The sequence below is a fragment of the Prosthecomicrobium sp. N25 genome (assembly GCF_037203705.1).
Classification (GTDB): Bacteria; Pseudomonadota; Alphaproteobacteria; order Rhizobiales; family Ancalomicrobiaceae; genus Prosthecodimorpha.
In genome coordinates this window covers 255,936-282,016 of sequence record NZ_JBBCAT010000005.1, presented here as the reverse complement: position 1 = coordinate 282,016, position 26,081 = coordinate 255,936, and the positions used below count along the sequence as shown (strand labels likewise).

Sequence of the window (26,081 nt, the reverse complement as noted above, 5' to 3'; positions counted from 1 at the left end):
TACCATGCCCCGACCGGGCAGTTTCCGCCGCGCCGGGCAGGAATTGCCGGGTCGGCCTTTCTTGCCTGTCCCCGACCGCGCCCCTAGTGTCGCCCCGAGACGAGACGAAGGAGATCCGATGCGCTTCGAGGGTACGACCGACTACGTGGCGACCGAGGACCTGCGGATTGCCGTCAACGCGGCGATCACGCTGGAGCGACCGCTCCTGGTCAAGGGCGAGCCCGGTACCGGCAAGACCGTGCTGGCCCGCGAGGTGGCACGCGCCCTCGGCCTGCCGCTCATCGAATGGCACGTGAAGTCGACCACCAAGGCCCAGCAGGGACTCTACGAATACGACGCCGTGTCCCGCCTGCGCGACAGCCAGCTCGGCGACGAGCGCGTCCGCGACATCCGCAACTACATCCGGCGCGGCAAGCTCTGGGAGGCCTTCGAGGCCGACGTCCGGCCGGTTCTCCTGATCGACGAGATCGACAAGGCCGACATCGAGTTCCCGAACGATCTTCTCCTGGAACTCGACCGCATGGAGTTCTACGTCTACGAGACCGGCGAGACCGTGCGCGCGCGCCGCCGGCCCGTCGTGATCATCACCTCCAACAACGAGAAGGAGCTGCCCGACGCCTTCCTGCGCCGCTGCTTCTTCCACTACATCCGCTTCCCCGACGCCGACACCATGCAGGCGATCGTCGACGTCCATTTCCCCGGCCTCAAGAAGCGCCTGCTCGACGAGGCCCTGCGCATCTTCTTCGAGATCCGCGAGGTCCCGGGCTTGAAGAAGAAGCCGTCGACCTCGGAGCTTCTCGACTGGATCAAGCTGCTGCTCAACGAGGACATCGACGAGACGACGCTGAAGGAGCGGGACACCAAGAAGCTGATCCCGCCCCTCCACGGCGCCCTTCTCAAGAACGAGCAGGACGTCCACCTCTTCGAGCGCCTCGCCTTCATCGCCCGCCGGGAGGGACGTTGATCCGACCGAGGACCGGCTTTGCCTCAGGCCGGTGCGAACAGGGGTCCGTCATCCATGGACGCTGCCCCGCGCCTCGATGTCCTCGAGGAGGGGACGTCGCCGGTCGACTCGGCGGACGGCGGAACCCGCCCGCGATCAGTCCAGCCGGCGCCAGACCTGGCTTCGCCCGAACAGCGGCGACACCACGTAGCCGCGCAGGACCAGCGAACGGCCGTCGTCGGACAGCGTCATGGTGCCCTGGTAGGTGCTGCCGGATTCCGGATCGAGCAGCAGGCCCCCGGAATAGACCGGCCCCGCCCGGCGGAATCCGCGCAGGAAGGTAAGCCCGACGATCGGGCGGTTGTGCAGGTGGCCCGGGCAGGCCTCGCAGAGCGGATTCGGGGGCTCGTCGGGCTCCGGATTGAACCGGACGATGCGGCCGGAATAGACGCCGTCCCTCTCGACGATGCGCACCTCTGTCCGGATGCGCCCGGACGCGTCGTCGACCTGGGCCCAGAGCCCGGCCGCGGAGTCGCTGGCGACGGCCTCGCCCGCATACGCGGCGAGGGCGAGCGCGAACAGGATGCGCGGCACGGATCTTCGGCTCCCGGACGTTTCCCCAGCGAGAACGATACCTGCGGCCGCGCGTTTGTGAAGGGGCCGGTCCGGGAACTTGCGCCGATGGTTTCCGGCCGGGGATAACTCGCCCGACCGGCACCGCCGCGGCGTCGCGGCTGTGGCGGGCGGGGGAGCTGCCGTGATATGCGCCGCTGCGAGGTCCGACGAGTCCAGGAGCCCCCGCCCCATGCCGCGCCTCTTGCTTCTGCGCCACGCCAAGTCGTCCTGGGACGACGAGGGCGCCGAGGACTTCGACCGCCCGCTGTCGAGCCGCGGCCGGCGCGCGGCGCCGCTGATGGGCCGGCACATGGCCGCCCACGGCCTCGTTCCCCAGAAGGTGGTCTGCTCCAGCGCAAGGCGCAGCCGCGAGACCCTCGCGGGCCTCCTGCCCTACCTCGCCCAGGATCTCGACCTGCGCGTGACCCGGGACCTCTACGAGGCCTCCGAGGACCGCTGCCTGGACCTCTTGCGCGCCCAGGGCGGCAATGCCCGCACGCTCCTGATGATCGGCCACAACCCCGGCATCCAGGACGCCGCCCTGATGCTGGTCGGCAGCGGCAACCCGTCGCTGGTCGACGACATCCGCGAGAAGTTCCCGACGGGGGCCCTCGCGGTCATCGACTTCGACGCAAAGCGCTGGGTCGACGTGGAGCCGAGGACGGGCCGCATCGTCGCCTTCTTCCGGCCGCGCGAACTGGCCCTCGTCGACGGCGTCGCCGAGGAGGAGGACGAGTAGGCGGACCGTTTGAACGCCCGCGTCCTCGTGCCTACATGACGACGGCCGACCGGGGACCCTGCGCGCCATGAGGCTGACCACGCTGACCGACGAGGCGCGCATCGCGCTCGCCAACATCGGGGACTTCGCCGCGGGCTTCGTGGCACCCTCCCTGAGACTGGGGGTCACGGGCCTGTCGCGCGCCGGCAAGACGGTGTTCATCACCGCGCTCGTCCACAACCTGGTCAAGGGCGGCCGCCTCCCCCTGTTCGAGCCGGTGTCGCGCGGCCGCCTGGCGCGATCCTTCCTGGAGCCGCAGCCCGACGACGCCGTCCCCCGCTTCGACTACGAGGCCCATGTGGAACGCCTCGTCGCCGAACGGCTCTGGCCCGATTCGACCCGCCGCATCTCGGAGCTGCGCGTCACGATCGAGTTCGAGTCCGCGCGCTACTTCGCCCGCACGCTCGGCCGCGGCCGGCTCCACCTCGACATCGTCGACTACCCGGGCGAATGGCTGCTCGATCTGCCGCTCCTCGCCAAGGGCTTCGCGGAGTGGTCGGCGGAGGCCGTCGCCCTCTCCCGCCTGGAGTACCGGGCCGCGCTCGCCGCTCGCTGGCGCGCCGCCCTCGCCGAGACCGATCCCCTCGGCCCCGAGGACGAGACCGCCGCCCGGCGCCTCGCCGCCCTCTTCACCGACTACCTGCGCGCCGCGCGCGCCGACGAGCACGCCCTGTCGACCCTGCCGCCCGGGCGCTTCCTGATGCCCGGCGACCTGGAGGGCTCTCCCGCCCTCACCTTCTCGCCGCTCGACCTGCCGGCCGGCGTCGCCGTCCCGCCCCGCAGCCTCGCCGCCATGATGGAGCGGCGCTACGAGGCCTACAAGGACGTGGTGGTCCGGCCCTTCTTCCGCGACCATTTCGCCCGTCTCGACCGTCAGATCGTCCTGGTCGACGCCCTGCAGGCCCTGAATGCCGGCCCCGCCGCGGTCGCCGACCTGGGCCAGGCCCTGTCGGACATCCTCGCCTGCTTCCGCCCCGGCCGCGCCTCCTGGCTCTCCTCCATCCTGACCCGCCGGGTCGACCGCATCCTCTTCGCCGCCACCAAGGCCGACCACCTTCACCGCACGAGCCACGACCGCCTCGAGGCGATCCTCGGGCGTCTCGTCCGAGGCGCCATGGAGAAGGCCGCCTTCGCGGGCGCCGAGGTCGACGTTGTCGCACTCGCCGCCGTGCGCGCCACCCGCGAGGCGATCGTGACCCGCGACGGCGAGAAGCTCCCCGCCATCCTGGGCGTGCCCCTGCCGGGCGAGGGCCTCGGCGGGGAAGTCTTCGACGGCAAGGAGGAAATCGCCATCTTCCCCGGCGACTTGCCGTCCGATCCGGACTCGCTGTTCCAGGTCCTTGAATCGATGCGCGAGGGACCTGAATCGAAATCTCAACCGGCCGTCGCGCCGGCGCCGGACGTCGAGTTCGTCCGCTTCCGCCCGCCCCGGCTCGAGCGCACCGCCGAGGGCCTGACCCTCTCCCTCCCCCACATCCGCCTCGACCGCGTCCTGCAGTTCCTCCTCGGAGATCGCCTCACATGAGCGACGAGCGGCGCCGGCCCCGCGCCTTCCGCCTCGGCCCCGAGACGACGGACGCCACGGCCCCCTCCGGCCCGGCCGGCCCCCTGCCCCCGCGTGCGGTGGAGCCGGGCACCCGCGTGGAGATCGACGAGCCGGTCGAGCCCGAGGCGGCCGTCGCGGTCGCGCGCGAGCTCGCCGGGCCGCGGGAGGGGTTCCGCTGGAGCCGCGTGCTGCTCTCCGCCGTCTCGGGCCTCCTCGCGCTGGCCTTCGGGCTCTGGGTCGACGGCCTGGTGCGCGACCTCTTCGCCCGTGCCGACGCGCTCGGCTGGCTCGGCATCGCCTTCCTGGGCGCGGCGATCGTCGCGGTACTGGCGATCGTCGGCCGGGAGGTCGCCGGCACCCTGCGGCTCGCCCGCATCGATCGCCTGCGTGCCGACGTGACCCTCGCGGCGGCCGCCGACGACGAGCCGGCCGCCCGCCGCCTCGCCGGCGAGCTGGCTCGCCTCTACGAGAACCGTCCGGAGACCGCCCGCGGCCGCGCCGCCCTCGCCCTGCACCTCAGGGAGATCGTGGAGGGGCGCGACCTGCTCGTCCTCGCCGAGCGCGAGATCCTGGCCCCGCTCGACATGGCCGCCCAGACGCTGATCCTCGACTCCGCCAAGCGGGTCTCCGTGGTGACCGCCATCAGCCCCCGCGCGATCGTCGACATCCTCTACGTCCTCGTCGAGAACCTGCGCCTGATCCGCCGCCTCTCCGACCTCTACGGCGGCCGCCCCGGCACCCTCGGCTTCATCGGCTTCGCCGGGCGCGTGATCACCCACCTGGGCGTGACGGGATCGATGGCGATCGGCGACACGCTGGTCCAGCAGCTGGTCGGCCAGGGGCTCGCTGCCCGCCTCTCCGCCCGCCTCGGCGAGGGCGTCGTCAACGGGCTCCTCACCGCCCGCATCGGGCTCGCCGCCCTGGACCTCGTGCGACCGATGCCGCACATCGGGCTGCCGAAGCCGAAGCTCGGCGACATGCTCGGCGAACTCACCACCATGCCCGGCGGCGGGACCCGCTAGACTGCCGGCGCGACAGCGCCGCGGCCGATTCGGGGGCGGCGGGCCGGACCGGAGACCCCATGCAGCGCCTGCGCCACCTAGGACCCATGCTGCTCGGCCTCCTGTCCGGCACCGCCTGCTGGCTCTCCCTGGACTACCGGCCCGATCTTCTCTTCTTCTCGTCCTTCATACCGGGCGCGGGGCGCGTCTCGGCCCTGCCCGGCGTCGTCTTCGGCCTCGCGGTGGCGCTGGCGCTGCGCTTCTCGGGGCTCGCCAGCGTCCGGCGCCTGCCGCTTGCCATCCTCCTCGTCGTCCTCGGCTGGGGCCTCGGCTTCCATGCGGCGATGATCACCGGCATCCCCCTGGAGGCGCTCATCGCGGGCCCGGATTCCCGCCCCGGCGACGCCGGCCCGCGGCTGGCGCTCGCCGTCGCGCTATCGATCGGCAGCCTCGTCGGCGGCGCACTCACACTGTTCGCCTTCGCGACCGCGACGGAGGCCCGGCTGTCGCGCGCCCGCTGGGCGACCGGCCTCGCGCTCGGCGTCCTCGTCTCCGTGATGGTCGGCACCGGCGTGGGGCTCGAGGAGGAGACGCGCTTCTGGATCTCCCTCTTCGTGCTCTGGCAGAGCACCATGATCGTCGCCGGACTGTCCTCGGTGGCCGAGGCCCGGGAAAAGACCGCCGCACCCGCTGCCGGTTGACCTCCCTCAAGGCCCGCCGCCGGCGGCCGGCCTAGGGTCGCCGGAGACAACGAAGGGTGCCCGCCATGTTCAACAAGATCCTCGTCCCCGTCGACCCCTCCGAGGTCGCCTTCGCCGCCCGTGCGCTCGAGACCGCGGCGGGCCTCGCGGCCCAGTCGAAGGGCACCGTCCGCGTGGTCGCCGTGATGCCGATCGTCGGCGGCTACGTCACCGAGTTCCTGCCGGCCGACTTCGACGTCCAGGCCGAGCGCCAGGCCGAGGACGCGATCCGCAAGGCCGTGGCGGCGGGCGGCCTCGACGCCGGCCGCACCGAACTGTCCATCCGCACCGGCAGCGTCTACCACGAGGTCGTCGACGAGGCTTCCGAATGGGGCGCCGACCTGATCGTCGTCACCTCCCACCGCCCGTCCATGTCGACCTACCTGATCGGCTCCAACGCCGCCAAGATCGTCCGGCATGCCCCCTGTTCGGTCATGGTCGTGCGCGAGTGAGAGCCGCGGCCGGCGCGGCGCCTCAGCGGACCAGTTCGCGCGCCGCCCGGTCGAGCCCCTCCAGGGTCAGCGGGAACATCCGCTCGCCCATCAGCTGCCGGATCATCTGGATGGAATGCGTGTAGGACCAGTGCTTCTCCGGCACCGGGTTCAGCCAGACCGCCTTGGGGTAGACCTGCGTGACCCGCCCGAGCCAGACCGACCCGGCCTCCTCGTTCCAGTGTTCCACCGAGCCGCCCGGATAGGTGATCTCGTAGGGGCTCATCGAGGCGTCGCCGACGATCACGACCTTGTAGTCGTGCGGGTACTTGTGGAGGATGTCGAAGGTCTGGATCCGTTCGGCGGCACGCCGTCGATTGTTCTTCCACACGGTCTCGTAAAGGCAGTTGTGGAAATAGAACCACTCCATCGTCTTGAACTCGGAGCGGACCGCCGAGAAGAGCTCCTCGCACACCCGCACATGGTCGTCCATCGACCCGCCCACGTCGAAGAAGACCAGGAGCTTGATCGCGTTTCTGCGCTCCGGGCGCATCTGGATGTCCAGATAGCCGTGGTGCGCGGTGGAGCGCACAGTCCCGTCGAGGTCGAGCTCGTCGGCCGCCCCGGTCCGTGCGAACCGGCGCAGCCGCTTCAGCGCCACCTTGATGTTGCGGGTGCCCAGGTCGAGCGTGTCGTCCAGGTCCTTGAACTCGCGCTTGTCCCAGACCTTGACGGCCCGCCGGTTCCGGCTGCGATCCTGCCCGATGCGGATGCCTTCCGGGTTGTAGCCGTAGGCGCCGAAGGGCGAGGTTCCGGCGGTCCCGATCCATTTCGAGCCGCCCTGGTGCCGGCCCTTCTGCTCCTCGAGCCGCTGCTTCAGCGTCTCCATCAGCTTGTCCCAGCCGCCGAGGGACTCGATCAGCGCCTTCTCCTCGTCGGTCAGCGTCTTCTCGGCGAGCTTGCGCAGCCACGACTCGGGAATCTCGGCGGTCAGCGTCTCGGCCATCAGGTCGAGCCCCTTGAAGACGGCACCGAAGACCCGGTCGAACTTGTCCAGGTTCTTCTCGTCCTTCACCAGGGTCGCGCGCGCGAGGTAGTAGAAGTCTTCGACCCGCTTCTCCGCCAGGTCCTTCTCCAGCCCCTCCATCATCAGGAGGTATTCGCGGAGCGACACCGGGATGCCCGCCCCCTTGAGCTCGGTGAAGAACCTGACGAACATGGGCCCCTGTCAGCTCTTGCGCAGGGCGAGCGAGACGTAGTCCACCGTCTTGCCGCCCTTGTCCTTTCCGCTGACCTTGAGTGCGATCTGCTCGGCCCCGACGAAGGTCAGGGCCAGCAAGCTCGTCTCGCCGGACTCCGAGGTCACGCGCATCGACAAGGTATTGCCGGTGAGCCGTCCCGACAAGGAGGCCGTGCCCCGCTCCGTCCCGCCCTGGAAGGTGCCGACGAAGTCCCGCGTGGCGTCGCTGTAGCGGAGCACCACGCTCAGCTGCGCGCCCTGGGCGGCGCCGTCGCAGCTCCCGGTGATGGTGACCTGCTGGCCCGCCGGCGTCCCCGACAGGCGGCAGGTGGTCGCCCCCGCGGCGGCGGCCGGATCTGTCTTGACCGTGCCGGATCCCGACCAGGCGCCCCCGAGCCGGCCGAAGAAGCCGTTGATGTCCTGCGCCGCCGCGGGCGCGGACAGGCCGACGACGGCCGCGAAGGCCATGGCCGCAATCAGTCTCATAGGGATGCACCTCGCGACATCGTCGGGCGGATCCGACGGCCGGGACCGTCGGTTGGTCATGGTCATCCGGCTGCGGGAAGCTTAGGCTCGGCCCGGACTCGATCGATCTTCTAACGCCCTTGCCGGACCCTGTCATGCCCGAAACTGACAACAAGCCGTCTCCGGATGCCGTTACGACAACCGCATGGCTTCGCGAGCACGCCATCGACGAAGTGGAATGCCTCGTTCCCGATATGAACGGCATCATGCGGGGCAAGATCGTGCCGCGCGAGGACTTCATCCGCGCCCTCGGCGACCAGGGTATCCGCCTGCCGGAATTCATCTTCTTCCAGGGCGTCACCGGCGACACCGCCGACGAGTCCGAGGTGGTCAACCCGCTCGACCGCGACGTCCGCGTGGTCCCCGACCTCGCCACCCTCCGGGTCGTCCCCTGGTACCGCGAGCCGACCGCCCAGGTGATCTGCGATTCCTACTTCGCCGACGGCTCGCCCGTCGACTTCGCGCCGCGCTCGGTGCTCCGCCGCGTGGTCGGCCTCTACGCTGCCCGCGGGCTCCGGCCCGTGGTCGCCCCGGAGCTCGAATACTACCTCGTCGCCCGCAACGACGACCCGGATCTGCCGCTCGGCGTGCCGATCGGCCTGTCCGGGCGGCGCGAGTCCGGTCGGCAGGCCTACGGCATCGAGCACGCCAACGACTTCGACCACGTCGTCAACCTGATCTACGACTACTGCGAGGCGAGCCGCATCGAGATCGCCACCATGGCCCACGAGGCCGGCCCCGCCCAGCTCGAGATGAACTTCCGCCACGGCGACCCGATCGAGCTCGCCGACCAGACCTTCCTGTTCAAGCGCACGGCCCGCCAGGCGGCCCAGAAGCACGGCATGGTCGCCACCTTCATGGCCATGCCGCACATGGGCGAGCCCGGCTCCGCCACCCACATCCACCAGTCGATCGTCAGCCTCGCCGACGGCCGCAACATCTTCGCGCATGCGGACGGGTCCGACGCCCCCGCCCTCCTCCACTACATCGCCGGCCTGCAGCGCTACGTGCCCGCCGCGATGTCGCTCTACTGCCCGAACGTGAACTCCTACCGCCGCATCCGCCTGGAGTCGGACGCGCCCATCAACGTCCACTGGGGCCGGGACAACCGCACCTGCGGCCTGCGCGTGCCCGACAGCGGCCCGGAGTCGCGCCGCGTGGAGAACCGGGTCATCGGGGCGGATTCCAACCCCTACCTGGCCATGGCGGCCACCCTCGCGGCCGGCCTCGTCGGCCTCGACGAGGCGCGCGAGCCGGAGCCCGTCGTCACCGTCAACGCCCACACGCTCGGCGTCTCACTCCCCGCCCACCTGCCGGAGGCCCTCGACATGCTGGACGAATGCGAGCCCCTGAAGGCCGTGCTCGGCCCCCGCTTCGTCCAGGCCTTCATCGACGTGAAGCGGATGGAGTGGCGGCTCTACAACCGCGTGATCTCGAGCTGGGAACGCGAGTACCTACTGATGAACGTCTGATGCCGGACCGACGAAGGTCCGACCGGCACCCAGCCCGTCCGACGGGCGCCGTCGGTCCGGGCCGGGCCGGAGGCGGCGGACCGCGCGGGGGAACGCCGTCAGAAGACAAACTGGTTCGCGTCGAGATCGGAGAGGTGCAAGCCCTCGAGCGTCAGGTGGGCCGTCCCGATGGTGATGACCACGTCCATGCCGACCTGCGAGGCGTGGCTGAGGAGCCCGGCCCAGGAGGTGACCCCCGCCACGTCGATGTCGATGCGGTCCCCGGCGTCGCCGTGGAAGTCGGTGATGTGGTCGTCGCCGGCGCCCCACTTGAAGAGATCCGCCCCGCGCCCGCCCGTCAGGGTGTCGTTGCCGGTCCCGCCGTCGAGCGTGTCCCGCCCCGCCCCGCCGTCGAGGACGTTGTCGCGGCTGTTGCCGAGGAGCGCGTTTCCGAGCCGGTTCCCCGTCCCGTGGATCGCCGTGCCGGTCAGCTCCAGGTTCTCGACGTCGTCGCCGAGCGTGAAGTCGACCGAGGCCTTCACCAGGTCCGTGCCGTTGTGCCGGCTCTCCATGACGCGGTCGTCGGTCGAGTTGACGATGTAGGTGTCGTCGCCGCGCCCGCCCCAGAGCTTGTCGGCCCCCGTGCCCCCGTCGAGCACGTTGTCGCCCCGGTTGCCGACCAGAATGTTGTCGAGAGCGTTCCCCGTTGCGTCGATGGCGGCGGAGCCGGAGAGCACGAGGTTCTCCACGTTGGCGTCGAGCGTCCGCGTGACGAAGGAGAGCTCGGTGTCGGTCCCGTGATTCGCCGTCTCGACCACCTGGTCGCCGCTGTCGTTGACCACGTAGATGTCGTTGCCGTCGCCGCCGGTCATCGAATCGACGCCGTGGTGACCGCGGATCAGGTCGTCCCCGGTCGTCCCCGTCAGGGTGTCCGCCCCGGCCGTGCCGCGCACCACGTGGCGCCGGTCTAGGAAGTCGGCGAAGAGCCACGGATCCATGTCAGGACCGAAATGGTTCCGGTGGACGTGCGAGAAGTCATGGGCACCGAACATGGGCAATCCGATCCAGACGCAACAGGCGAGGGCCGCCGGCCCTCGTCGCCGAGACTGCACGAGACCGCTTAAGGTTTCCCGAACGTGCTGAAAAGTATGCGCTTTTGAGTCGAATCCCGGTCAGCCGGGCGTCAGGCGACGCCGAGCTTCTTCTGCAGGCTGGTCGAGCTCGTCGTGTACTGGAAGACGATGCGCTGGTTGGGCGCGATGATCCGCTTGGCCGCCTGCGCCATCAGGGCCACCTCGTGGAAGCCCGAGAGGATCAGCTTCAGCTTGCCCGGATAGGTGTTGATGTCCCCGACCGCGAAGATGCCCTTGACCGAGGTCTCGAACTTCTCGGTATCGACCGGGATCAGGTTCTCGTGGAGATTGAGCCCCCACTCGGAGATCGGGCCAAGCTTCATGGTGAGCCCGAAGAAGGGCAGCATGCGGGTGCAGGGCACGTCGAGCACCGAGCCGTCGTTCTGCTTGACGGTCGCCGTCTCGAGCTGGCCGCCCTGGCCCTTGAGGCCCGTGACCTGCCCGAGCCGCAGGTCCATCGCGCCGTCCGACACGAGCTTGCGCATCTGCTCGACCGAATGCGGCGCCGCGCGGAACTCGTCGCGCCGGTGCAGGAGCGTCACCCGCCGCGCGATAGGCTGCAGGTTGAGCGTCCAGTCGAGCGCGGAATCGCCGCCGCCGACGATCAGGATGTCCTGGTCGCGGAAGGCCTCCATCTTGCGCACCGCGTAGAAGACCGAATGGCCCTCATACGCCTCTATGCCCGGCACCGGCGGCCGCTTCGGCTGGAACGAACCGCCGCCCGCCGCGATGACGACGACCTTGGCGTGGAAGAGCGTGCCGGCGTCGGTGCCGATCAGGAAGGTGCCGTCCTCGCGCTTCTCCAGTCGCTCCACCATTTGCGAATAGTGGAAGGTCGGCCCGAAGGGCTTCGCCTGCTCCATCAGCTTGTCGACGAGTTCCTGGGCGCCGACGATCGGGTAGCCGGGGATGTCGTAGATCGGCTTCTCCGGATAGAGCTCCGTGCACTGCCCGCCCGGCCGGTCGAGGATGTCGATCAGGTGGCACTTCATGTCCAGGAGGCCGAGCTCGAAGACCGCGAAGATGCCGACCGGGCCGGCTCCGATGATGACGACGTCGGTGGTGATCGGTTCGGACATGGATCTGCCGTTGGCAAGGGCGGCGCGGCCGCGGGAGGAAGGATCGGCTCATATAATCGGGTCGCCGCGGCCGCGCGAGGTACATTTCACTCCCGGCATGCCGAAGCGGGGATTCCCGTACCCCCGGGATGGGCTCCGCCGCATCCGGGCGGCGCGGCGCGCGGACCGTCGCGCCCGGATCATGTCCGCAACCCGGATCAAGCCGCAGCCGCTATGGTCGCCGGCATCGGAGGCGGACGGATGCGCAGGGACGCGACCCGGAAGAGTTATGTCGAGCGGATCGAGCGCGTGGTCGCCCGGGTGGCGGCCCATGTCGACGGCCGGCGGGACGGGGACCTCACCCTCGACGAACTGGCCGGGATCGCCTGCCTGTCCCGCTGGCACTTCCACCGGATCTACCGGGCCATGATGCAGGAGACCGTGGCCGGGACGGTCTCCCGGCTCCGCCTCGCCCGAGCCGCGGCCGACCTCCGGGAGAGCGCCCTGCCCGTCCCGGTCGTCGCGCGGCGCGCCGGCTTCGGCTCGGCCGCCGCCTTCACGCGCGCCTTCAGGGCCCGCTTCGGCGTCACCCCGGCCGCCTATCGCCGGGCCGGCTCCGTCGCCGAACCGCCCCGTGCCCTCGTCCCGAACGCCTCGGAGGACCTCGACATGCTGGACGTGACAGTCGCCCGATATCAGCCGCTTCGCTGCGCCGCCGTGCGCCACCGCGGGCCCTACGGCGAGATCGGCCGCGCCTTCGACCGCCTGCTCGCCTGGGCCGGCGCCAGGGGGCTGATCGGCCCCGCAACGCGCTGCCTCGCCATCGGCTACGACGACCCGGGCTCGGTTCCGCCCGAGGATCTGCGCTCGGCCGCCTGCCTGGTCGTCGGCCCCGGTGTCGCACCGGAGGGCGAGGTCGAGATCCTGACGGTCGCCGGCGGCCTCCACGCCGTCCACGTCCATCACGGGCCCTACGAGGACCTCGGGACCGCCTATCGCCGGCTCTACGGGGAGTGGCTGCCGTCGAGCGGCCACCAGGCCGCCGACGAGCCGCCCTTCGAGGAATACCTGAACGACCCGCGCCGGACGGCCCCGCAGGACCTCCTCACCGCAATCCACATCCCGCTCGCCTGAGCGGGATCCGCCTCAGGCCTGGCGCTCCGGCACCCGGACGACGAGCCCGTCCAGGTCGGCCTTCACCTTGATCTGGCAGGAGAGCCGCGAGGTCGGCCGGACGTCGTAGGCGAAGTCCAGCATGTCCTCTTCCATCGGTTCCGGAGCGCCGACCTTCCCGTACCAGGCCTCGTCCACATAGACGTGGCAGGTCGCGCAGGCGCAGGCCCCGCCGCACTCCGCCTCGATGCCCGGCACCGCGTTGCGCACGGCGTTCTCCATGACGGTCGAGCCCTGCTCGGCCTCGACCACGTGCTCCTGACCGTCATGGGTGATGTAGGTGATCTTGGCCATCGAAAGCCTCGGGCTCGGCGGGGGGGAAGTGGAGAGCCCGAGATAAACGGTTGGGCCGGAACGTCAAGGGTTCGGCTCGCGAAGCGCCCATGCGCCGCGACCCGCCGCGGTCAGTCCTCCAGGACGTCGCGGATGAAGCCGTTCGCCTCCTCGACCGCGCGGGCGAGCTCGGCCAGGATGCGGGCCGCGTCGCCGGCGGGCAGGTCCTTGCGCTCGGCCGCCTCGGCGAGCCGTGCGACCCGGACCGCGCCGATGCCGCGGGCGCTGCCCTTCAGCGTATGGGCCGCCATGAACCGCTGGTCCGCCGCCTCGGCCGCCCGGATGCGCTCCAGAAGTCCCCTCGACTGCCCGAGGAAGAGCCGGAGCACCTCGCGCTCGAGGTCGCGGCTGCCGAACGTCAGCCGGGCGAGGTGGGCGAGATCCACGGGCCGGTCCTGGGCCGGGAAAGGCGCCGCCGGCACCGGACCATGATCCACGTCACGCATCGTCGAAGGCATGCTGCCCGTCCCGTTCGCTACCGGACCGCGCGTCCGTGCCGCTGAGAGAAGCCCGCCCGCCGCCAATCCGGAGTAAAGTTCCGTGGGTTGCGCCGTCTCATTCGCGAACAGGGTGAAGAAACCCTTGCGCGCCCGGCGCGGTTAACGAGCCGTTGATCCACCCCCGCCGGCCGGTCCGGAAAACCCGCGGTGCGCGGCCCCGGGGAGCCTGCCCGCGGCAGCGCGTGGTGACCGCATTGGTAAACACCGCCGGGCGCCACCCGCCCGGACCCCTCTCGGGGGACCGATTCGGTGCCCGGTTGCGTGCCCAGGTGCGCTGCCGCGTCGATCTCTTGGTTCTTCCTTCGTAATCCTTGAAGCGATAGAGGGAGGAGCAGGCGGGAGCAGGCGCCCCGGACGAGCCGCGTTAACGATGATCGGGGATTCCGCCCCCCCGGTGTTTCAACTTCGTTAACGACCCGTTACCATCGGGCTTGCGGCAACTTGTGAGGAGGCTGGGTCGGCGGGTTCGCCCGACCGACCGTAGCCTGGTCCGACTACGTTTTCGTCTTGATCCAGGACGGGAACGACAGATCGTCGACTGTCCGGATCTTTCCGGACGGCGGGAATGCGTGAGTTGAGAGTACGGACGCGAGGCGACGGATCACGATGGCGACCAATCAGAACAAGCAGATGGACCCTGCCGAGGCAGCCCTTTCGGCCGTCGAGGAAGCCCTGAAGCTGGATTTCGGCGGTCCCGAGGAGACCCCCACCGCGGCTCCTGAGAGCGCCGCGGCGCCCGAGGTCCCGCCCCCGCCCCCGCCGGCGCCCGCCCCCGCCGCCGCCGAGACCAAGGCCGAGAAGCCGTCCGCCGGCCGGCGCCTGTTCGGCCGCTCGTCCAAGATGGTGAACGCGGCCGCGACCGGCCCCGAGCCCGCCCTCTTCACGCCCCAGTCCGCGCCCGTCTCGGCCAGCATCTCGCTGTCGGAAGAGCCGACCCTGATCTTCGAGCCGGCGGCGACGCCCCCGGCCTCGGCCGCGGCGTCGGCCGGGCCCGCCGCCCCGGCGCCCGACCCGGCACCGCGACCCTCGCCGCGCCTGCCCGCCAACGACGACCGCCAGACCGTCTCCGCCCTCGTGCTGCGGGCCAACCAGAAGCCGAGCGCCGCCCCCTACTGGATCGCCCTGATCGCCTCCATGGCCTGGGCCGGCTTTGCCGGCACCGTCGCCTGGCAGATGCGTGTCGAGGGCGCGACCGGCCCGACCGCCATGATGTGGTCCCTGGTCGCCGTCGTAGTGCCGGTCGTCGCCTTCTGGGTCTTCGCCCTGATGATCCGGCGCGCCCAGGAACTGCGCATTGCCTCGCGCTCGATGACCGAGGTCGCCCTTCGCCTCGCCGAGCCGGAGATCGTCGCCAAGGACGCCCTCGTGTCGCTCGGCCAGGCGATCCGCCGCGAGATGGCCGCCGTCGGCGACGGTCTCGACCGCGCCGTCGCGCGCGCCAGCGAACTTGAGATCCTGGTCCACAACGAGGTCGCCTCGCTGGAGCGCGCCTATGGCGAGAACGAGCTGAAGATCCGCAGCCTCATCGAGGAGCTGGTCAATCAGCGCGAGGCCATCGCGCACAATGCCGAGCGCGTCCGCACCGCCATTACGGGCGCGCACGAAACCTTCGCGGGCGACCTCGGCCAGGCCCGGGACCGCATCGCCGAGGTGGTCGACACCGCGACCGCCCGCCTCGCCGGCTCGCTCGACGACCGCGGCGCCGACCTCGCCGCCCGCATCGAGCGGTCGACCGAGACGCTGATCTCGAGCCTCGCCGAGCAGGGCACCCAGGTCACCGACCGGATTTCCGTCGCCACCCGCGACGTCACCGACCAGGTCGCCGGCCTCGGCGCGGACGTCGCCGATCGCATCGCCACCGCCGGCCGCATCGTCTCCGAGACCCTGACCCTCAAGGGCGGCGAGGTCGCCGACCTGCTGAACCGCACCGGCACGACCCTGATCGACACCTTCTCGGACAAGAGCGTCGGGCTCACCGAGGAGGTCTCGCGCATGAGCAGCGAGGTCGTCCAGCTCCTGTCGAGCCGGACGGACCAGCTGACCGAGACCCTGAACCGGACCACCACCGAGCTCGTCACGACCGTGACCGAGCGGACGAGCTTCGTCACCGAGAGCTTCGCGACCACCGGCAGCGCTCTCATCGACACGCTGACCGAGCGCTCGGCGAGCCTCGGCGACACGCTGGAGCGCACCGGCGCCGCCGTGATCGACCGCCTCGCCGAGACCGGCAGCACCATGGTCGAGACCCTGAACGACCGCGGCACCGTCTTCGCCGACCGCCTGCAGGCCACCGGCACGACCCTGATCGATACGCTGACCGAGCGCTCGACCAGCCTGAACGACACCCTGACGCTCACCGGCACGGTGCTCGTCGACACCCTGACCGAGCGCACCCAGTCGGTCACCGAGACCCTGTCGCGCACCGGCAACGCCCTGATCGACACGCTGACGGAACGCTCGAGCGCCCTCGACGCCCGCCTGGGCCAGACGGGCCAGAGCCTCGTCGACACGCTCACCGAGCGGTCCGCCTTCGTCAACGACAGCCTGACCCAGACCGGCACCACGCTGATCGACAGCCTGACCGAGCGTTCGACCGTCATCAGCGACACGTTCAACCGGACCGCCACCAACCTCATCGACACAATCACCGAGCGCACGGCCCTGGTGAACGACACCCTCGGCTCCACCGGCGCCACCCTGATCGACACGCTGACCGAGCGCAGCCGTGCCGTCACCGAGACCCTGTCGACGACCGGCACCAGCCTGATCGAGACCCTGACCGAGCGCTCGACCAGCCTCAACGACACGCTGAGCAAGACCGGCGAGACCCTGATCGGCACGCTGACCGACCGCAGCCGCTCGCTGACCGAGACCCTGTCCTACACGGGCGCCACGCTCATCGACACGCTGACGGAGCGCAGCGACAGCGTCACCCAGGCCCTCTCCATGACCGGCGCGAGCCTGATCGAGAGCCTGACCGAGCGCTCGACCGCCGTCACCGAGACCCTGAACCGCACCGGCACCTCCGTGGTCGAGGCGCTTTCGGAGCGCAGCCGCTTCGTCACCGACAGCCTGTCCTCGACCGCCGACCAGCTCATCACCAATCTGCTCGACCGCTCGCAATCCGTCACCGAGGCCCTGTCGCGCACCGGCGAGAACCTCGTCGGCACGCTGACCGAGCGCGGCACGACCCTCAACACCACCTTCGCGTCGACCGGCCAGACCCTGATCGACACGCTGACCGACCGGTCCACCGCCCTCAACGACAACCTGAGCCGCACCGGCGACAGCCTGATCCGCCTGCTGACCGACACCGGCTCGACCCTCACCGACACCCTGTCGACCACCGGAACCCTGGTCGCCGAGACCATCCTCGATCGCGGCCGCGAGGTCTCCAACGACCTGCTCGCCCACGCCGACAGCATCGACAAGACCTTCTCGCGCACCGGCAGCGCCATCGCCGAGATGATCTCGACCCGCGGCACCGAGGTGACCACCTCGCTGACCCGCGCCGCCGACGAGCTGAACGGCCTCTTCACCGGCCGCTCGCACGAGATGGCCGAGACCATCGGCACGGCCGGCCGCGAACTCGTCGACCTGATCGACCTGCGCGGCCGCGAAGTCGGCGAAAGCCTCAACCGCGCCACGAGCGAGCTGAACGGCATCTTCTCCGGCCGCGCCGAGGAGGTTACGGGCGCCATCAACTCCGCCGGCCGCGAGATCGTCGACATGATCTCCCTGCGCAGCATGGAGGTCAGCGAGAGCCTCACCCGCGCCACGGGCGACCTCGATCGCCTCTTCGTCGACCGCAGCCGCGAGACCGCCGACACCCTCGGCACCGCCGGCCGCGAACTCGTCGAGCTGATCGCTGCCCGCGGCGGCGAGGTCGGCGAGCGGCTCGACCGGGCGACCGCCGAGCTCGACCGTCTCTTCATCGAACGCTCCGCCGAGACCATCGGCACCCTCGGCAGCGCCGGGCGCGAGATCGTCGACCTGATCGCCGCGCGCAGCGGCGAGGTCGGCGAGACCCTCGACCGCGCGACCGCCGAGCTCGACCGCCTCTTCGTCGAGCGCTCCGCCGAGACCGCCGGCACCATCGGCACCGCCGGCCGCGCCATCGTCGAGATGATCGAGGCGCGCGGCGGCGAGGTGGGACAGACGCTGACCCGCGCCACGACCGACCTCGACCGCCTCTTCGTCGAGCGCTCGGCCGAGACGGCCGACACGATCGGCACCGCCGGCCGCGCCATCGTCGAGATGATCGAGGCCCGCGGCGGCGAGGTCGGCACGACGCTGACGACCGCCACCGAGACCATCGAGCGCCTCTTCACGGACGGCGCCCGCCAGGCGGCGGGGACCATCGGCAACGCCGGCCGCGAGGTCGCCGACGTCATGGCCGCCCGCAGCGGCGAAGTCACGGACGCCCTGGAGCGCGCCGCCGACCAGCTCAACCGGCTGTTCGTCGAGCGCAGCCGCGAGACCGCCGACACGATCGGCCATGCCGGCCGCGACCTGATCGATCGCCTGTCCGAGCGCGGCGCCGAGTTTGGCGATACCCTCGTCCGCGCCACCCTCGGCCTGGAGGAGCTCTTCGACGGCCGCTCCCGGCAGGTCGCCGAAACGCTCGAGACCTCCGGCAGCCGCGTCGCCGACCTGATCGAGTCCCGCGGCGCCGAGGTGCGCGAGGCCCTGTCGCGCGGCGCCACCGAACTGACCCACATCTTCATCGGCCGCTCCCAGGAGGCCGCCGACACGATCAGCCAGGCCGGCCGTTCGGTGGCCGACGTGATCGCCCTGCGCAGCGGCGAACTCACCGGCACGCTGGACCGCGCCACCGGCGAGCTCGACCGGCTTTTCGGCGAGAATACCAGCGGCATCGCCCGCACCATCGACGAGACCGGCACCCGCATCGTCGACGCCATCGTGGCGCGCGGCTCGGAGGTCGACGCCGCCCTGAAGTCGACCGGCGAAACCCTCGTGGTCGACCTCAGCACCGCCGGCAGCGACATCACCGGCCGGCTGGACGGCGCCGGCAGCCGCATCATCGAGACACTGACGACCCGCGGCAGCGAGGTCGCCGGCCGCATCGAGGCCTCGCTGGAGCGCATCACCGAGACGCTCGGGGAGGACGGCACCGCCCTCGCCGACCGGCTCGAGGTCGCCGGCAGCCGCATCCACGACGCCGTCGTGCTGCGCGGCTCCGAGCTCGAGGACACCATCGTCCGCGCCGGCCAGGGCCTGGAGAGCATCATCGATACGCGCACCCGCGACTTCCGCGAGGCGCTGCAGGCGAGCCTCGGGGAGGTCTCGGACGGGCTCTCCGCCCGCACCGGGGAACTGGCCGAACGCCTCGCCAAGGCCGGCTCCGAGGTCGCCCGCCTCGTCGCCGCCCAGGGCGACATCGTCACCCAGCGCATGTCGAGCGTCGGCGGCGAGTTCCTGTCGACCCTGACGGCCCGCGGCCACGAGCTGACCACCGGCCTCGCCGACCGGATCACCTCGATCGACGACCTGGTCAACCACCGCGCCACCGCGGTGGTGGAGGCCCTCGGCGCCCGCTCCGAACAGATCCGCGACCTCCTCGACCGCCGCCTCGGCCTGGTCGACGAGACCCTCACCCGCAAGACGGTCGCCCTCGTCGACGCCCTCCAGGGCCGCACCGACGAACTGGCCGAGACCATCGAGGCCCGCACCGTCAGCCTCTCCTCGGCCATCGACGGCAAGATGGCCCACTTCGGCAACGCGCTGGAGAGCAAGGCGGACGAGGTCGGCAAGGTCCTGGAGAGCCGCGCCGCCGCCTTCGAGCAGACCGTCGCCGCCCGCGTCGACACCGTCGCCACCACCTTCGCGGAGCGCACCGACGCCTTCGCGGAGACGGTCCGCCAGCGCACCGAGCGCCTGGAGGAGGCCCTCGACCAGCGTGCCCGCCAGATCGGCGAGACCCTGATCGAGCGCACCCGCGAGATCGCCCGCGCCTTCGCGGAGGGCCAAGCCCACGCCACCACCCTCTTCGACGGCCGCCTCTCGGACATCGCCCGCATCCTCGACGGCCGCACCGGCGAGATCGCCGAGGGCCTGGACGGACGCACCCGCGAGCTCGCCTCCACCATGGAGGTCCGCGCCCGCGACTTCTCCGAGATGCTGTCCGGCCGCATCGAAGCCTTCAACGCCTCGCTCGGTGACCGCATCGGGGAGTTCGGCCAGAACGTCGAGGAGCGAGCCACCTTCTTCGACCGCCTCCTGCAGGAGCGCATGTCGGCGATCGGCAGCACGCTCGGCCAGGAGACCGACAAGGCCCGGCAGATCGTCGTCCGCACCATGGCGGAGGCCTCCGCCGAGATCGTCGGCAAGAGCGACGAGGCGCGCCGCGCCCTGGTCGACACCGCCCAGGCGATCGGCCTGCAGATCGAGGAGAACGTCATCGGCCGCACGAGCGCCGTCATCGACGAGCTCGACCGCCGCACCGAGACCCTGGCCTCCCTGCTCGACGGCCGCACCGCGACCGTGGTCCAGGAACTCGACCGCCGCACCGCGGACGTGGCCGGCCTGCTGGAGACCCGCACCTCCCTGGTCGTCTCCGAACTCGACCGCCGCACCAGCGACGTCGCCGACCTGCTGGCGGCGCGCACGGCGACCGTGGTGGAGGAGCTCGACCGCCGCACGGCCGAACTCGCCGGCCTCATCGAAGGCCGCACCGGCGACGCGGCCGCCCTCATCGCCGACCGCACCGCGACCGCCGTCACCGCCTTCGACGAGCGCACCGCCGGCCTCGCCAGCCTGGTCGATGCCCGCACCGAGGCCCTGACCGGCCTCTTCGACGGCCGCACCGCCTCCCTCGCCAGCCTCATCGACGGCCGCGCCGCCGAGGCCGCGACCGTCCTCCAGGCGCGATCCGCCGAGGCGGCCGCCCTCATCGACGGCCGGACCCACGCGGCCGCGAGCCTGCTCGACGAACGCACCGCCGCCGTCGCGACCCTGCTCGACGGCCGCACCGCCGAGATGGCCGAGCTGCTCGACCGCCGCGCCGGCGCCGTGGTCGGCGACCTCGATCGCCGCACCGCCGAGATCTCCTCGCTCCTCGGCGAGCGCGGCCAGCGCCTCGTCGACGCCCTGGAGGGTCGCACCGTCGCCATGGCGGAGCGGATCGGCGCCGCCGAGCGCCTGCTCTCGGAGAGCCTCGACCAGCGCACGGAATCCGCCGCGCAGAAACTCTCCGAGGCCCGCGACATCATCGCCGCGCTCCTGGAGACCCGGGTCGGCGAAGCGGTTGACCGCATCGGCAGCGCCCAGCGCGGCATCGCCGGCGCGCTGGCCACCCAGACCGGCCAGATGGTCGCCGGCATCGGCGAAGCGCAGGAGAGCCTGGTCAAGGCCCTCGACAGCCGCCAGATGGAGCTCGCCAACCGGACGAGCCAGGCCCGCGACGCCATCGCGGAGGTGCTCGACACCCGCACCGCCGAGATCTACGGCAAGCTCGCCGGCGCCCACGACGCCCTCGTGAAGGCGCTCGAGAGCCGCTCGAACGACCTCGCCGGCCGCGTCGGCCATGCCCGCGACCTGCTCATCGAGGCGCTCGACCGCAAGGGCCGCGACATCACCGAGGCCGTCGCCCGCCAGGGCATCGAGACCTCGCGCAGCGTCGCGGAGACCCGGGACCAGCTCGTCACGGCCCTCGAGGAGAAGAGCCGCGCCGCGGTCGCCGTCGTCGACGAGACCGGCGAGCGCATGCGCAAGGACATGACCGAGCTCCTGGAGCGCCTGACCCAGTCGAACCTGGTGCTGCAGTCCGTGATGACCCGCGCGGGCGAGAACCTGCGCGAGCTGGAGATGAACCTGACGCGCCAGACCGGCGACGTCCGCGAGATCGTCAAGCAGGCCGTGGCCGACACCCGCGCGGCCGCCGACACCCTCTCCGACGAGGTCGGCACGCTGAAACAGATCTCGGGCGACGTCCTGAAGGACGTGGCGGGCATCGCCGGCCGCTTCGACGAGCACACGGGGCGCCTGCAGGGCGCGGCCGAGCGCGTCGGCGGCGCCTCAGAGGAACTCGGCCGGACCATCGACGAGCGCCAGAAGTCGCTCGAGACCCTGGCCGAGACCCTGGTCGGCCGCACCCAGACGCTGGACGGGCTGGTGCGCGGCTTCGCCCGCGAACTGGAGCAGCATCTCGCCAACGCCGAAACCAGGACCCGCGAGGTCGGCACCTCCCTCAGCATCGGCGCCGAGAGCGCCGTCCGCTCGGTCCTCGGCCAGCTCGACCAGCTGCGCGAGACCGCCGACCAGGAGGGCACCCGCGCCGGCCAGTCCCTGCGCGCCCTGCAGGAGGCGATGGTCGCGGAGCTGACCCGCACGGTCGGCGAGACCACCACCCGCTTCGGCGAGGCCGCCGAGAAGATGCGTGAGGCCGCCCGCCTCATGCAGACCGAGCTCGACCGCACCCGCGACGAGCTCCGCCGCGGCGTCCTGGAACTGCCCAAGGAGACGGAGGACTCGACCGCCGCCATGCGCCGCGTCGTGACCGAGCAGCTCAAGGCCCTGAACGAGCTGACGAGCCTCGTCTCCCGCCAGAACGCCGCCTATGACGTCTCCCGCCCGCGCGGCCCGGAGCCGGCGCCCGCCCGCCGGAGCGGCGGATCGCAGGCCGCAGCGGCGGTCGCCGTGGAACGCGCGCCCGTCGCCCCACCGCCCCCGCCGCCGGTCCCGGTCGTCGAGCGCCCGGCCGTGGCCGAGCGCATCGAGCCGGTGCGCCCCGAACCCGCCGCCCGCCCGGAGCCCGCGCGTCCCGAACCCGCCCGCTTCGAGCCCGCCCCCCTGCCCGAGCCGCGCCGCGCGCCCGAGCCCGAGCAGCCCCGTGCCCGGGACATCCAGTCCCGCGGCTGGGTGGCGGACCTCCTGCGCCGGGCCTCCCAGGAGGAGGAGCAGGACGAGGGCTTCGAGGCCCCCGCCCCGCAACCCGAGCGCGCCCCGCACCACATCGTCGAGAGCCTCAACTCGATCTCGGTCGACATCGCCCGCGCCATCGACGACGAGGCCTTCCTCGACCTGTGGGAACGCTACAAGCGCGGCGAGCGGAACGTCTTCACCCGCCGGCTCTACACCCTGCAGGGCCAGCAGACCTTCGACGAGATCCGCCGCAAGTACCACCGCGACGGCGAGTTCCGCGCCGCGGTCGACCGCTACATCCGCGACTTCGACCAGCTCCTCCAGGAGATCGCCCGCACCGACCGGGACAACATCATGTCCCAGTCCTACCTGACCTCCGACACGGGCAAGGTCTACACCATGCTCGCCCACGCGGCCGGCCGCCTGGACTGACGGCCGACGGTGCTTCGAACGTCCGACACGGCGCGCCGGCCGACCGGCGCGCCGTCGTCGTTTCGGGCCCGCCCCCGCCTCTTGCCCCCGGCCCCTCCGCCGCCTACGACTCCTCTGCCGACCGTGCTGCCGGAGCCTGCCCATGCAGATCGCCCATCCGTACCTGATCTTCCTCGGCGACGTGCCCGACGCCCTCGCGGCGAAGACCGGGCTCGGGATCGTCGACTGGCGGCGCGACTGGTGCATCGGCCAGCACAGGCTGCCGGGCTGCCGGGCCGACGCGAAGCTGCCCGACGTCGGCATCCGGGAGGCGGCGCGCCTGGGCGCGAAGACGATGGTGGTCGGCGCCGTCAATGCCGGCGGCGTCCTCCCGGCCCACTGGGTCGGCTCGATCGTCGAGGCGCTCGACGCCGGGCTCGACGTGGCGAGCGGGCTGCACATGCGGCTCGGCGACGTCGAGGAGATCAAGGCCGCCGCCGACCGCAACGGCCGGCGCCTCTTCGACGTGCGCCACACGACGGAGCGCTTCGCCACGGGCAAGGGCACGAAGCGCACCGGCCTGCGCCTGCTCACCGTCGGGACGGACTGCTCGGTGGGCAAGAAGTACACCGCCCTCGCCCTCGAGAAGGAGATGCGCGGACGCGGCTACGACGCGGATTTCCGCGCCACCGGCCAGACCGGCGTCTTCATCTCCGGCCGCGGCGTCGCCATCGACGCCGTGGTGGCGGACTTCATCTCCGGCGCGGTGGAATGGCTTTCGCCCGACGCCGCGCCGAACCACTGGGACCTGATCGAGGGCCAGGGTTCGCTCTTCCACCCCTCCTTCGCGGGCGTCTCCCTCGGGCTCCTGCACGGCGCCCAGCCCGACGCCTTCGTGGTCTGCCACGAGCCGACCCGCACGGCCATGCGCGGCGTCCGCCATCCCCTCCCCTCGATCCGCGAGGTGATCGACCTGACGGTCGCCTGCGGTCGCCTGACCAACCCGGCGATCCGCTGCGTCGGCTTCGCGGTCAACACCGAGGCCCTCGACGACCGGGCGGCGCGCAGCCTCGTCGACGAGATCGCCACCGCCCACGGCCTGCCGGCGACCGACCCCATCCGCTTCGGCACCGCCCCGCTCGTCGACGAGATCGCGAGGATCTGGCCCGCATGACCGCGCCCCTGGACGTCTCCGTCGCCGTCGAGCGCTTCCCGATCGCCGGCACCTTCACGATCTCCCGCGGCAGCCGCACCGAGGCGGTGGTCGTGACCGTGACGATCTCCGACGGCCGCGTCGCCGGCCGCGGCGAATGCGTGCCCTACGCCCGCTACGGCGAGACCGTCGAGGGCGTCGTCGAGGCGATCGAGCGCATGGCCCCGGACGTCGCCACGGGCCGGGTCGACCTCGCCAACCTCGCCGGCGCGATGCCGGCCGGGGCGGCCCGCAACGCGCTCGACTGCGCCCTCTGGGACTGGCGCGCCAAGGCGTCCGGCATCCCGGCCGCCGAGACGGCCGGGGTCGCCCCGCTGAAGCCACTGGTCACCGCCTATACCCTGAGCCTCGGCACACCGGATTCCATGGCCGAGGCCGCCGCCGCCGCCGCGCACCGGCCGCTCCTCAAGGTGAAGCTCGGCGGCGAGGGCGACGCCGCCCGCATCCGCGCCGTGCGCGCCGCCGCGCCCGCGTCGACCCTGGTGGTCGATGCCAACGAGGCCTGGTCGCCCGAGATCTTCGCCGGCAACATGGCGGCCTGCGTCGAGGCTGGCGTGGCCTTGATCGAACAGCCGCTCCCGGCCGGCGCGGACGCGGCGCTCGCCGGCATGCCGCGTCCGATCCCGATCTGCGCCGACGAGAGCCTGCACGGCCCGGCCGACCTGGCGAGCCTCCGGGACCGCTACGACGCGGTCAACATCAAGCTCGACAAGGCCGGCGGCCTGACGACCGCGCTCGAGATCGCCGCCGGTGCGCGCGCGCTCGGCTTCCAGGTCATGCTCGGCTGCATGGTCGGCACCTCGCTCGCCATGGCGCCCGCCGTCCTCGTCGCCCAGTGGGCCGACTTCGTCGATCTAGATGGACCCCTTCTCCTGGCCCGCGACCGGAACCCCGGCCTCGTCTACGAGGGCTCGACGCTCCTGCCCCCGACGCCCGATCTCTGGGGCTGAGCCCGCAGCGCCTGCCAGACGAGGATCGCCGTCCCCGCCGCCGCCAGGCCGGCCATCACCCAGAAGCCCTGGACGCCGAGCCAGCCGTAGAGCGGGCCGGACGACAGCATGGCGATCGCCATGACGAGGCCCGTGAGCGTGACCGCGATGCCCTGCGCGCTGCCGGTCAGCCGGTCCGGCGCCGCCCGGGCGATGTAGACCATCGTGCCGAGATGGGTCGCCGAGAACGAGAAGGCGTGCAGGACCTGCACGGCCGCCCAGGCCCAGCGGCCCTCGATGACCGGGTAGAGCGCCCAGCGCGCGAGCGCCCCGCAGCCCCCGAGGATGAGGAGGCCGTGCGGCCCGAGCCGCGCCGTCAGCCGCGTGCCGAGGAAGAACAGGAACACCTCCAGCGACACGCCGAGCGCCCAGAGCGTGCCGATGAAGGCCTCGCCGAACCCGATCGAACGCCAGTAGAGCGAGGCGAAGCCGTTCTGCAGGGCGTGGGAGGACTGCACCAGCGCGATCCCGACCAGCACCGCCATCAACGGGCCGGACCGGAGGAGATCGGCGAAGCCGGACGGTCCCTTGCCGGCCTCCGCCGGCACGGCCAGCCGCGGCCCGGCCGCCGGCGCCGCCAGGATCATCGTCGCCTGCAGCCAGAAGGCCCCGGCCAGCACCAGGAAGACGGCCTCCGCCCCGGTCCGCGCGAACAGGATTCCGCCTGCCACGTTGGCGGCCACGTAGCCGAGCGAGCCCCAGACCCGCACCGCGCCGTAATCGACCAGGCCGCGCCGGACCATGGAGAGCGAGATCGTGTCGAGCCCCGGCGTGACCCCGTTCCAAGGCAGGGCCGTCAGGATCATGAGGCCGACCATCGCCGCGAAGGTCGTCGCGGTGCCGAAGGCCGAGAACGCGATCGCGGCCCCGAAAGCATAGGCGGCCACCACAGTCCGGCGTTCAGTCGCCAGATCCGAGATGAAGCCCAGCAACGGAGCGGTTCCGACGCGCATCAGCATCGGGACGGCCAGGATGATCGCGATTTCAGCTTCCGTCAGCCCGCGCCCGGCGAGAAAAATCGGAAAGAAGGGCCCGTGGATACCGAACGTGACGAAGGTGGCGGCATAGGCCGCCGCGAGCCGCCGCGCCGGGGAAAACAGAGAGGCCATGATTGCTCG

General features: G+C 71.6%; 19 protein-coding genes. 11 read left to right on the top strand and 8 right to left on the bottom strand.

Annotated features, from left to right (window positions below):
• Positions 1-118: 118 nt before the first annotated feature.
• Positions 119-964 (top strand): AAA family ATPase, encoded by an 846-nt coding sequence (locus WBG79_RS25695; protein WP_337360095.1) that lies wholly within the window; start codon positions 119-121, stop codon positions 962-964.
• 135 nt (positions 965-1,099) lie between these two features.
• Here the strand turns inward: WBG79_RS25695 and WBG79_RS25690 are convergent, their stop codons facing one another.
• The gene (locus tag WBG79_RS25690; RefSeq protein WP_337360094.1) at positions 1,100-1,537 is read right to left on the bottom strand and encodes a DUF2147 domain-containing protein; all 438 of its coding nucleotides are present in this window, start codon (positions 1,535-1,537) and stop codon (positions 1,100-1,102) included.
• A 211-nt stretch (positions 1,538-1,748) separates the two neighbouring features.
• On the opposite strand from WBG79_RS25690, the gene WBG79_RS25685 reads away from it, so the two are divergent.
• The 5 genes from WBG79_RS25685 (at position 1,749) to WBG79_RS25665 (ending at position 6,075) form a co-directional block, all read left to right on the top strand.
• Positions 1,749-2,297 carry a SixA phosphatase family protein gene (locus WBG79_RS25685; RefSeq protein ID WP_337360093.1) on the top strand — a complete coding sequence of 183 codons (549 nt, stop codon included), beginning with the start codon at positions 1,749-1,751 and terminating at the stop codon, positions 2,295-2,297.
• Between the two features lie 67 nt (positions 2,298-2,364).
• A complete protein-coding gene (locus WBG79_RS25680; RefSeq protein WP_337360092.1) occupies positions 2,365-3,861 on the top strand; it encodes a YcjX family protein in 1,497 nt (498 codons plus the stop codon).
• Positions 3,858-4,904, top strand: coding sequence for a YcjF family protein (locus WBG79_RS25675; RefSeq protein WP_337360091.1), 1,047 nt, complete (start codon positions 3,858-3,860; stop codon positions 4,902-4,904). The genes WBG79_RS25680 and WBG79_RS25675 overlap by 4 nt, the downstream gene beginning before the upstream one ends.
• Before the next feature lie 59 nt (positions 4,905-4,963).
• Positions 4,964-5,584, top strand: coding sequence for a hypothetical protein (locus WBG79_RS25670; RefSeq protein ID WP_337360090.1), 621 nt, complete (start codon positions 4,964-4,966; stop codon positions 5,582-5,584).
• Between the two features lie 65 nt (positions 5,585-5,649).
• Positions 5,650-6,075 carry a universal stress protein gene (locus WBG79_RS25665; RefSeq protein ID WP_337360089.1) on the top strand — a complete coding sequence of 142 codons (426 nt, stop codon included), beginning with the start codon at positions 5,650-5,652 and terminating at the stop codon, positions 6,073-6,075.
• Positions 6,076-6,097: 22 nt separating this feature from the next.
• On the opposite strand, the gene WBG79_RS25660 is transcribed toward WBG79_RS25665, so the two are convergent.
• Positions 6,098-7,273 carry a vWA domain-containing protein gene (locus WBG79_RS25660; protein WP_337360088.1) on the bottom strand — a complete coding sequence of 392 codons (1,176 nt, stop codon included), beginning with the start codon at positions 7,271-7,273 and terminating at the stop codon, positions 6,098-6,100.
• A gap of 9 nt (positions 7,274-7,282) precedes the next feature.
• Complete coding sequence (locus tag WBG79_RS25655) at positions 7,283-7,780, bottom strand: hypothetical protein (protein WP_337360087.1); 498 nt, start codon at positions 7,778-7,780, stop codon at positions 7,283-7,285.
• 134 nt (positions 7,781-7,914) lie between these two features.
• On the opposite strand from WBG79_RS25655, the gene WBG79_RS25650 reads away from it, so the two are divergent.
• The gene (locus WBG79_RS25650; protein WP_337360086.1) at positions 7,915-9,291 is read left to right on the top strand and encodes a glutamine synthetase family protein; all 1,377 of its coding nucleotides are present in this window, start codon (positions 7,915-7,917) and stop codon (positions 9,289-9,291) included.
• Positions 9,292-9,389: 98 nt separating this feature from the next.
• On the opposite strand, the gene WBG79_RS25645 is transcribed toward WBG79_RS25650, so the two are convergent.
• Positions 9,390-10,322, bottom strand: a complete 933-nt coding sequence (locus WBG79_RS25645; protein ID WP_337360085.1) for a calcium-binding protein — start codon at positions 10,320-10,322, stop codon at positions 9,390-9,392.
• Between the two features lie 131 nt (positions 10,323-10,453).
• On the bottom strand, positions 10,454-11,482 hold the full coding sequence (locus WBG79_RS25640) for an NAD(P)/FAD-dependent oxidoreductase (RefSeq protein WP_337360084.1): 1,029 nt from the start codon (positions 11,480-11,482) through the stop codon (positions 10,454-10,456).
• A gap of 240 nt (positions 11,483-11,722) precedes the next feature.
• On the opposite strand from WBG79_RS25640, the gene WBG79_RS25635 reads away from it, so the two are divergent.
• The gene (locus tag WBG79_RS25635) at positions 11,723-12,595 is read left to right on the top strand and encodes an AraC family transcriptional regulator (protein WP_337360083.1); all 873 of its coding nucleotides are present in this window, start codon (positions 11,723-11,725) and stop codon (positions 12,593-12,595) included.
• A gap of 12 nt (positions 12,596-12,607) precedes the next feature.
• Here WBG79_RS25635 and WBG79_RS25630 read toward each other — a convergent pair whose 3' ends face one another.
• Complete coding sequence (locus tag WBG79_RS25630) at positions 12,608-12,928, bottom strand: 2Fe-2S iron-sulfur cluster-binding protein (RefSeq protein ID WP_337360082.1); 321 nt, start codon at positions 12,926-12,928, stop codon at positions 12,608-12,610.
• A gap of 110 nt (positions 12,929-13,038) precedes the next feature.
• Positions 13,039-13,353, bottom strand: coding sequence for an Hpt domain-containing protein (locus tag WBG79_RS25625; protein ID WP_337360081.1), 315 nt, complete (start codon positions 13,351-13,353; stop codon positions 13,039-13,041).
• 720 nt (positions 13,354-14,073) lie between these two features.
• Here WBG79_RS25625 and WBG79_RS25620 point away from each other — a divergent pair.
• The 3 genes from WBG79_RS25620 to dgcA all read left to right on the top strand — a co-directional run bounded on the left by WBG79_RS25620 (position 14,074) and on the right by dgcA (position 24,924).
• Positions 14,074-22,782 (top strand): hypothetical protein, encoded by an 8,709-nt coding sequence (locus WBG79_RS25620; protein WP_337360080.1) that lies wholly within the window; start codon positions 14,074-14,076, stop codon positions 22,780-22,782.
• 142 nt (positions 22,783-22,924) lie between these two features.
• Entirely contained in the window at positions 22,925-23,935 is a 1,011-nt protein-coding gene (gene dgcN, locus WBG79_RS25615; RefSeq protein ID WP_337360079.1) for an N-acetyltransferase DgcN, read from the top strand.
• The gene (gene dgcA / locus WBG79_RS25610) at positions 23,932-24,924 is read left to right on the top strand and encodes an N-acetyl-D-Glu racemase DgcA (RefSeq protein WP_337360078.1); all 993 of its coding nucleotides are present in this window, start codon (positions 23,932-23,934) and stop codon (positions 24,922-24,924) included. Before dgcN ends, dgcA begins: the two co-directional genes overlap by 4 nt.
• Here dgcA and WBG79_RS25605 read toward each other — a convergent pair.
• Positions 24,876-26,072 (bottom strand): MFS transporter, encoded by a 1,197-nt coding sequence (locus tag WBG79_RS25605; protein ID WP_337360077.1) that lies wholly within the window; start codon positions 26,070-26,072, stop codon positions 24,876-24,878. The two genes, dgcA and WBG79_RS25605, sit on opposite strands and share 49 nt — an antisense overlap.
• Between the last annotated feature and the right edge of the window lie 9 nt (positions 26,073-26,081).

Coding starts and splice junctions, on each gene's coding strand:
- dgcA (WP_337360078.1), top strand. CDS start 23,932: ATGACCGCGCCCCTGGACGTCTCCGTCGCCGTCGAGCGCTTCCCGATC.
- WBG79_RS25695 (WP_337360095.1), top strand. CDS start 119: ATGCGCTTCGAGGGTACGACCGACTACGTGGCGACCGAGGACCTGCGG.
- WBG79_RS25665 (WP_337360089.1), top strand. CDS start 5,650: ATGTTCAACAAGATCCTCGTCCCCGTCGACCCCTCCGAGGTCGCCTTC.
- WBG79_RS25605 (WP_337360077.1), bottom strand. CDS start 26,072: ATGGCCTCTCTGTTTTCCCCGGCGCGGCGGCTCGCGGCGGCCTATGCC.
- WBG79_RS25640 (WP_337360084.1), bottom strand. CDS start 11,482: ATGTCCGAACCGATCACCACCGACGTCGTCATCATCGGAGCCGGCCCG.
- dgcN (WP_337360079.1), top strand. CDS start 22,925: ATGCAGATCGCCCATCCGTACCTGATCTTCCTCGGCGACGTGCCCGAC.
- WBG79_RS25685 (WP_337360093.1), top strand. CDS start 1,749: ATGCCGCGCCTCTTGCTTCTGCGCCACGCCAAGTCGTCCTGGGACGAC.
- WBG79_RS25675 (WP_337360091.1), top strand. CDS start 3,858: ATGAGCGACGAGCGGCGCCGGCCCCGCGCCTTCCGCCTCGGCCCCGAG.
- WBG79_RS25635 (WP_337360083.1), top strand. CDS start 11,723: ATGCGCAGGGACGCGACCCGGAAGAGTTATGTCGAGCGGATCGAGCGC.
- WBG79_RS25645 (WP_337360085.1), bottom strand. CDS start 10,322: ATGTTCGGTGCCCATGACTTCTCGCACGTCCACCGGAACCATTTCGGT.
- WBG79_RS25620 (WP_337360080.1), top strand. CDS start 14,074: ATGGCGACCAATCAGAACAAGCAGATGGACCCTGCCGAGGCAGCCCTT.
- WBG79_RS25660 (WP_337360088.1), bottom strand. CDS start 7,273: ATGTTCGTCAGGTTCTTCACCGAGCTCAAGGGGGCGGGCATCCCGGTG.
- WBG79_RS25680 (WP_337360092.1), top strand. CDS start 2,365: ATGAGGCTGACCACGCTGACCGACGAGGCGCGCATCGCGCTCGCCAAC.
- WBG79_RS25670 (WP_337360090.1), top strand. CDS start 4,964: ATGCAGCGCCTGCGCCACCTAGGACCCATGCTGCTCGGCCTCCTGTCC.
- WBG79_RS25630 (WP_337360082.1), bottom strand. CDS start 12,928: ATGGCCAAGATCACCTACATCACCCATGACGGTCAGGAGCACGTGGTC.
- WBG79_RS25655 (WP_337360087.1), bottom strand. CDS start 7,780: ATGAGACTGATTGCGGCCATGGCCTTCGCGGCCGTCGTCGGCCTGTCC.
- WBG79_RS25650 (WP_337360086.1), top strand. CDS start 7,915: ATGCCCGAAACTGACAACAAGCCGTCTCCGGATGCCGTTACGACAACC.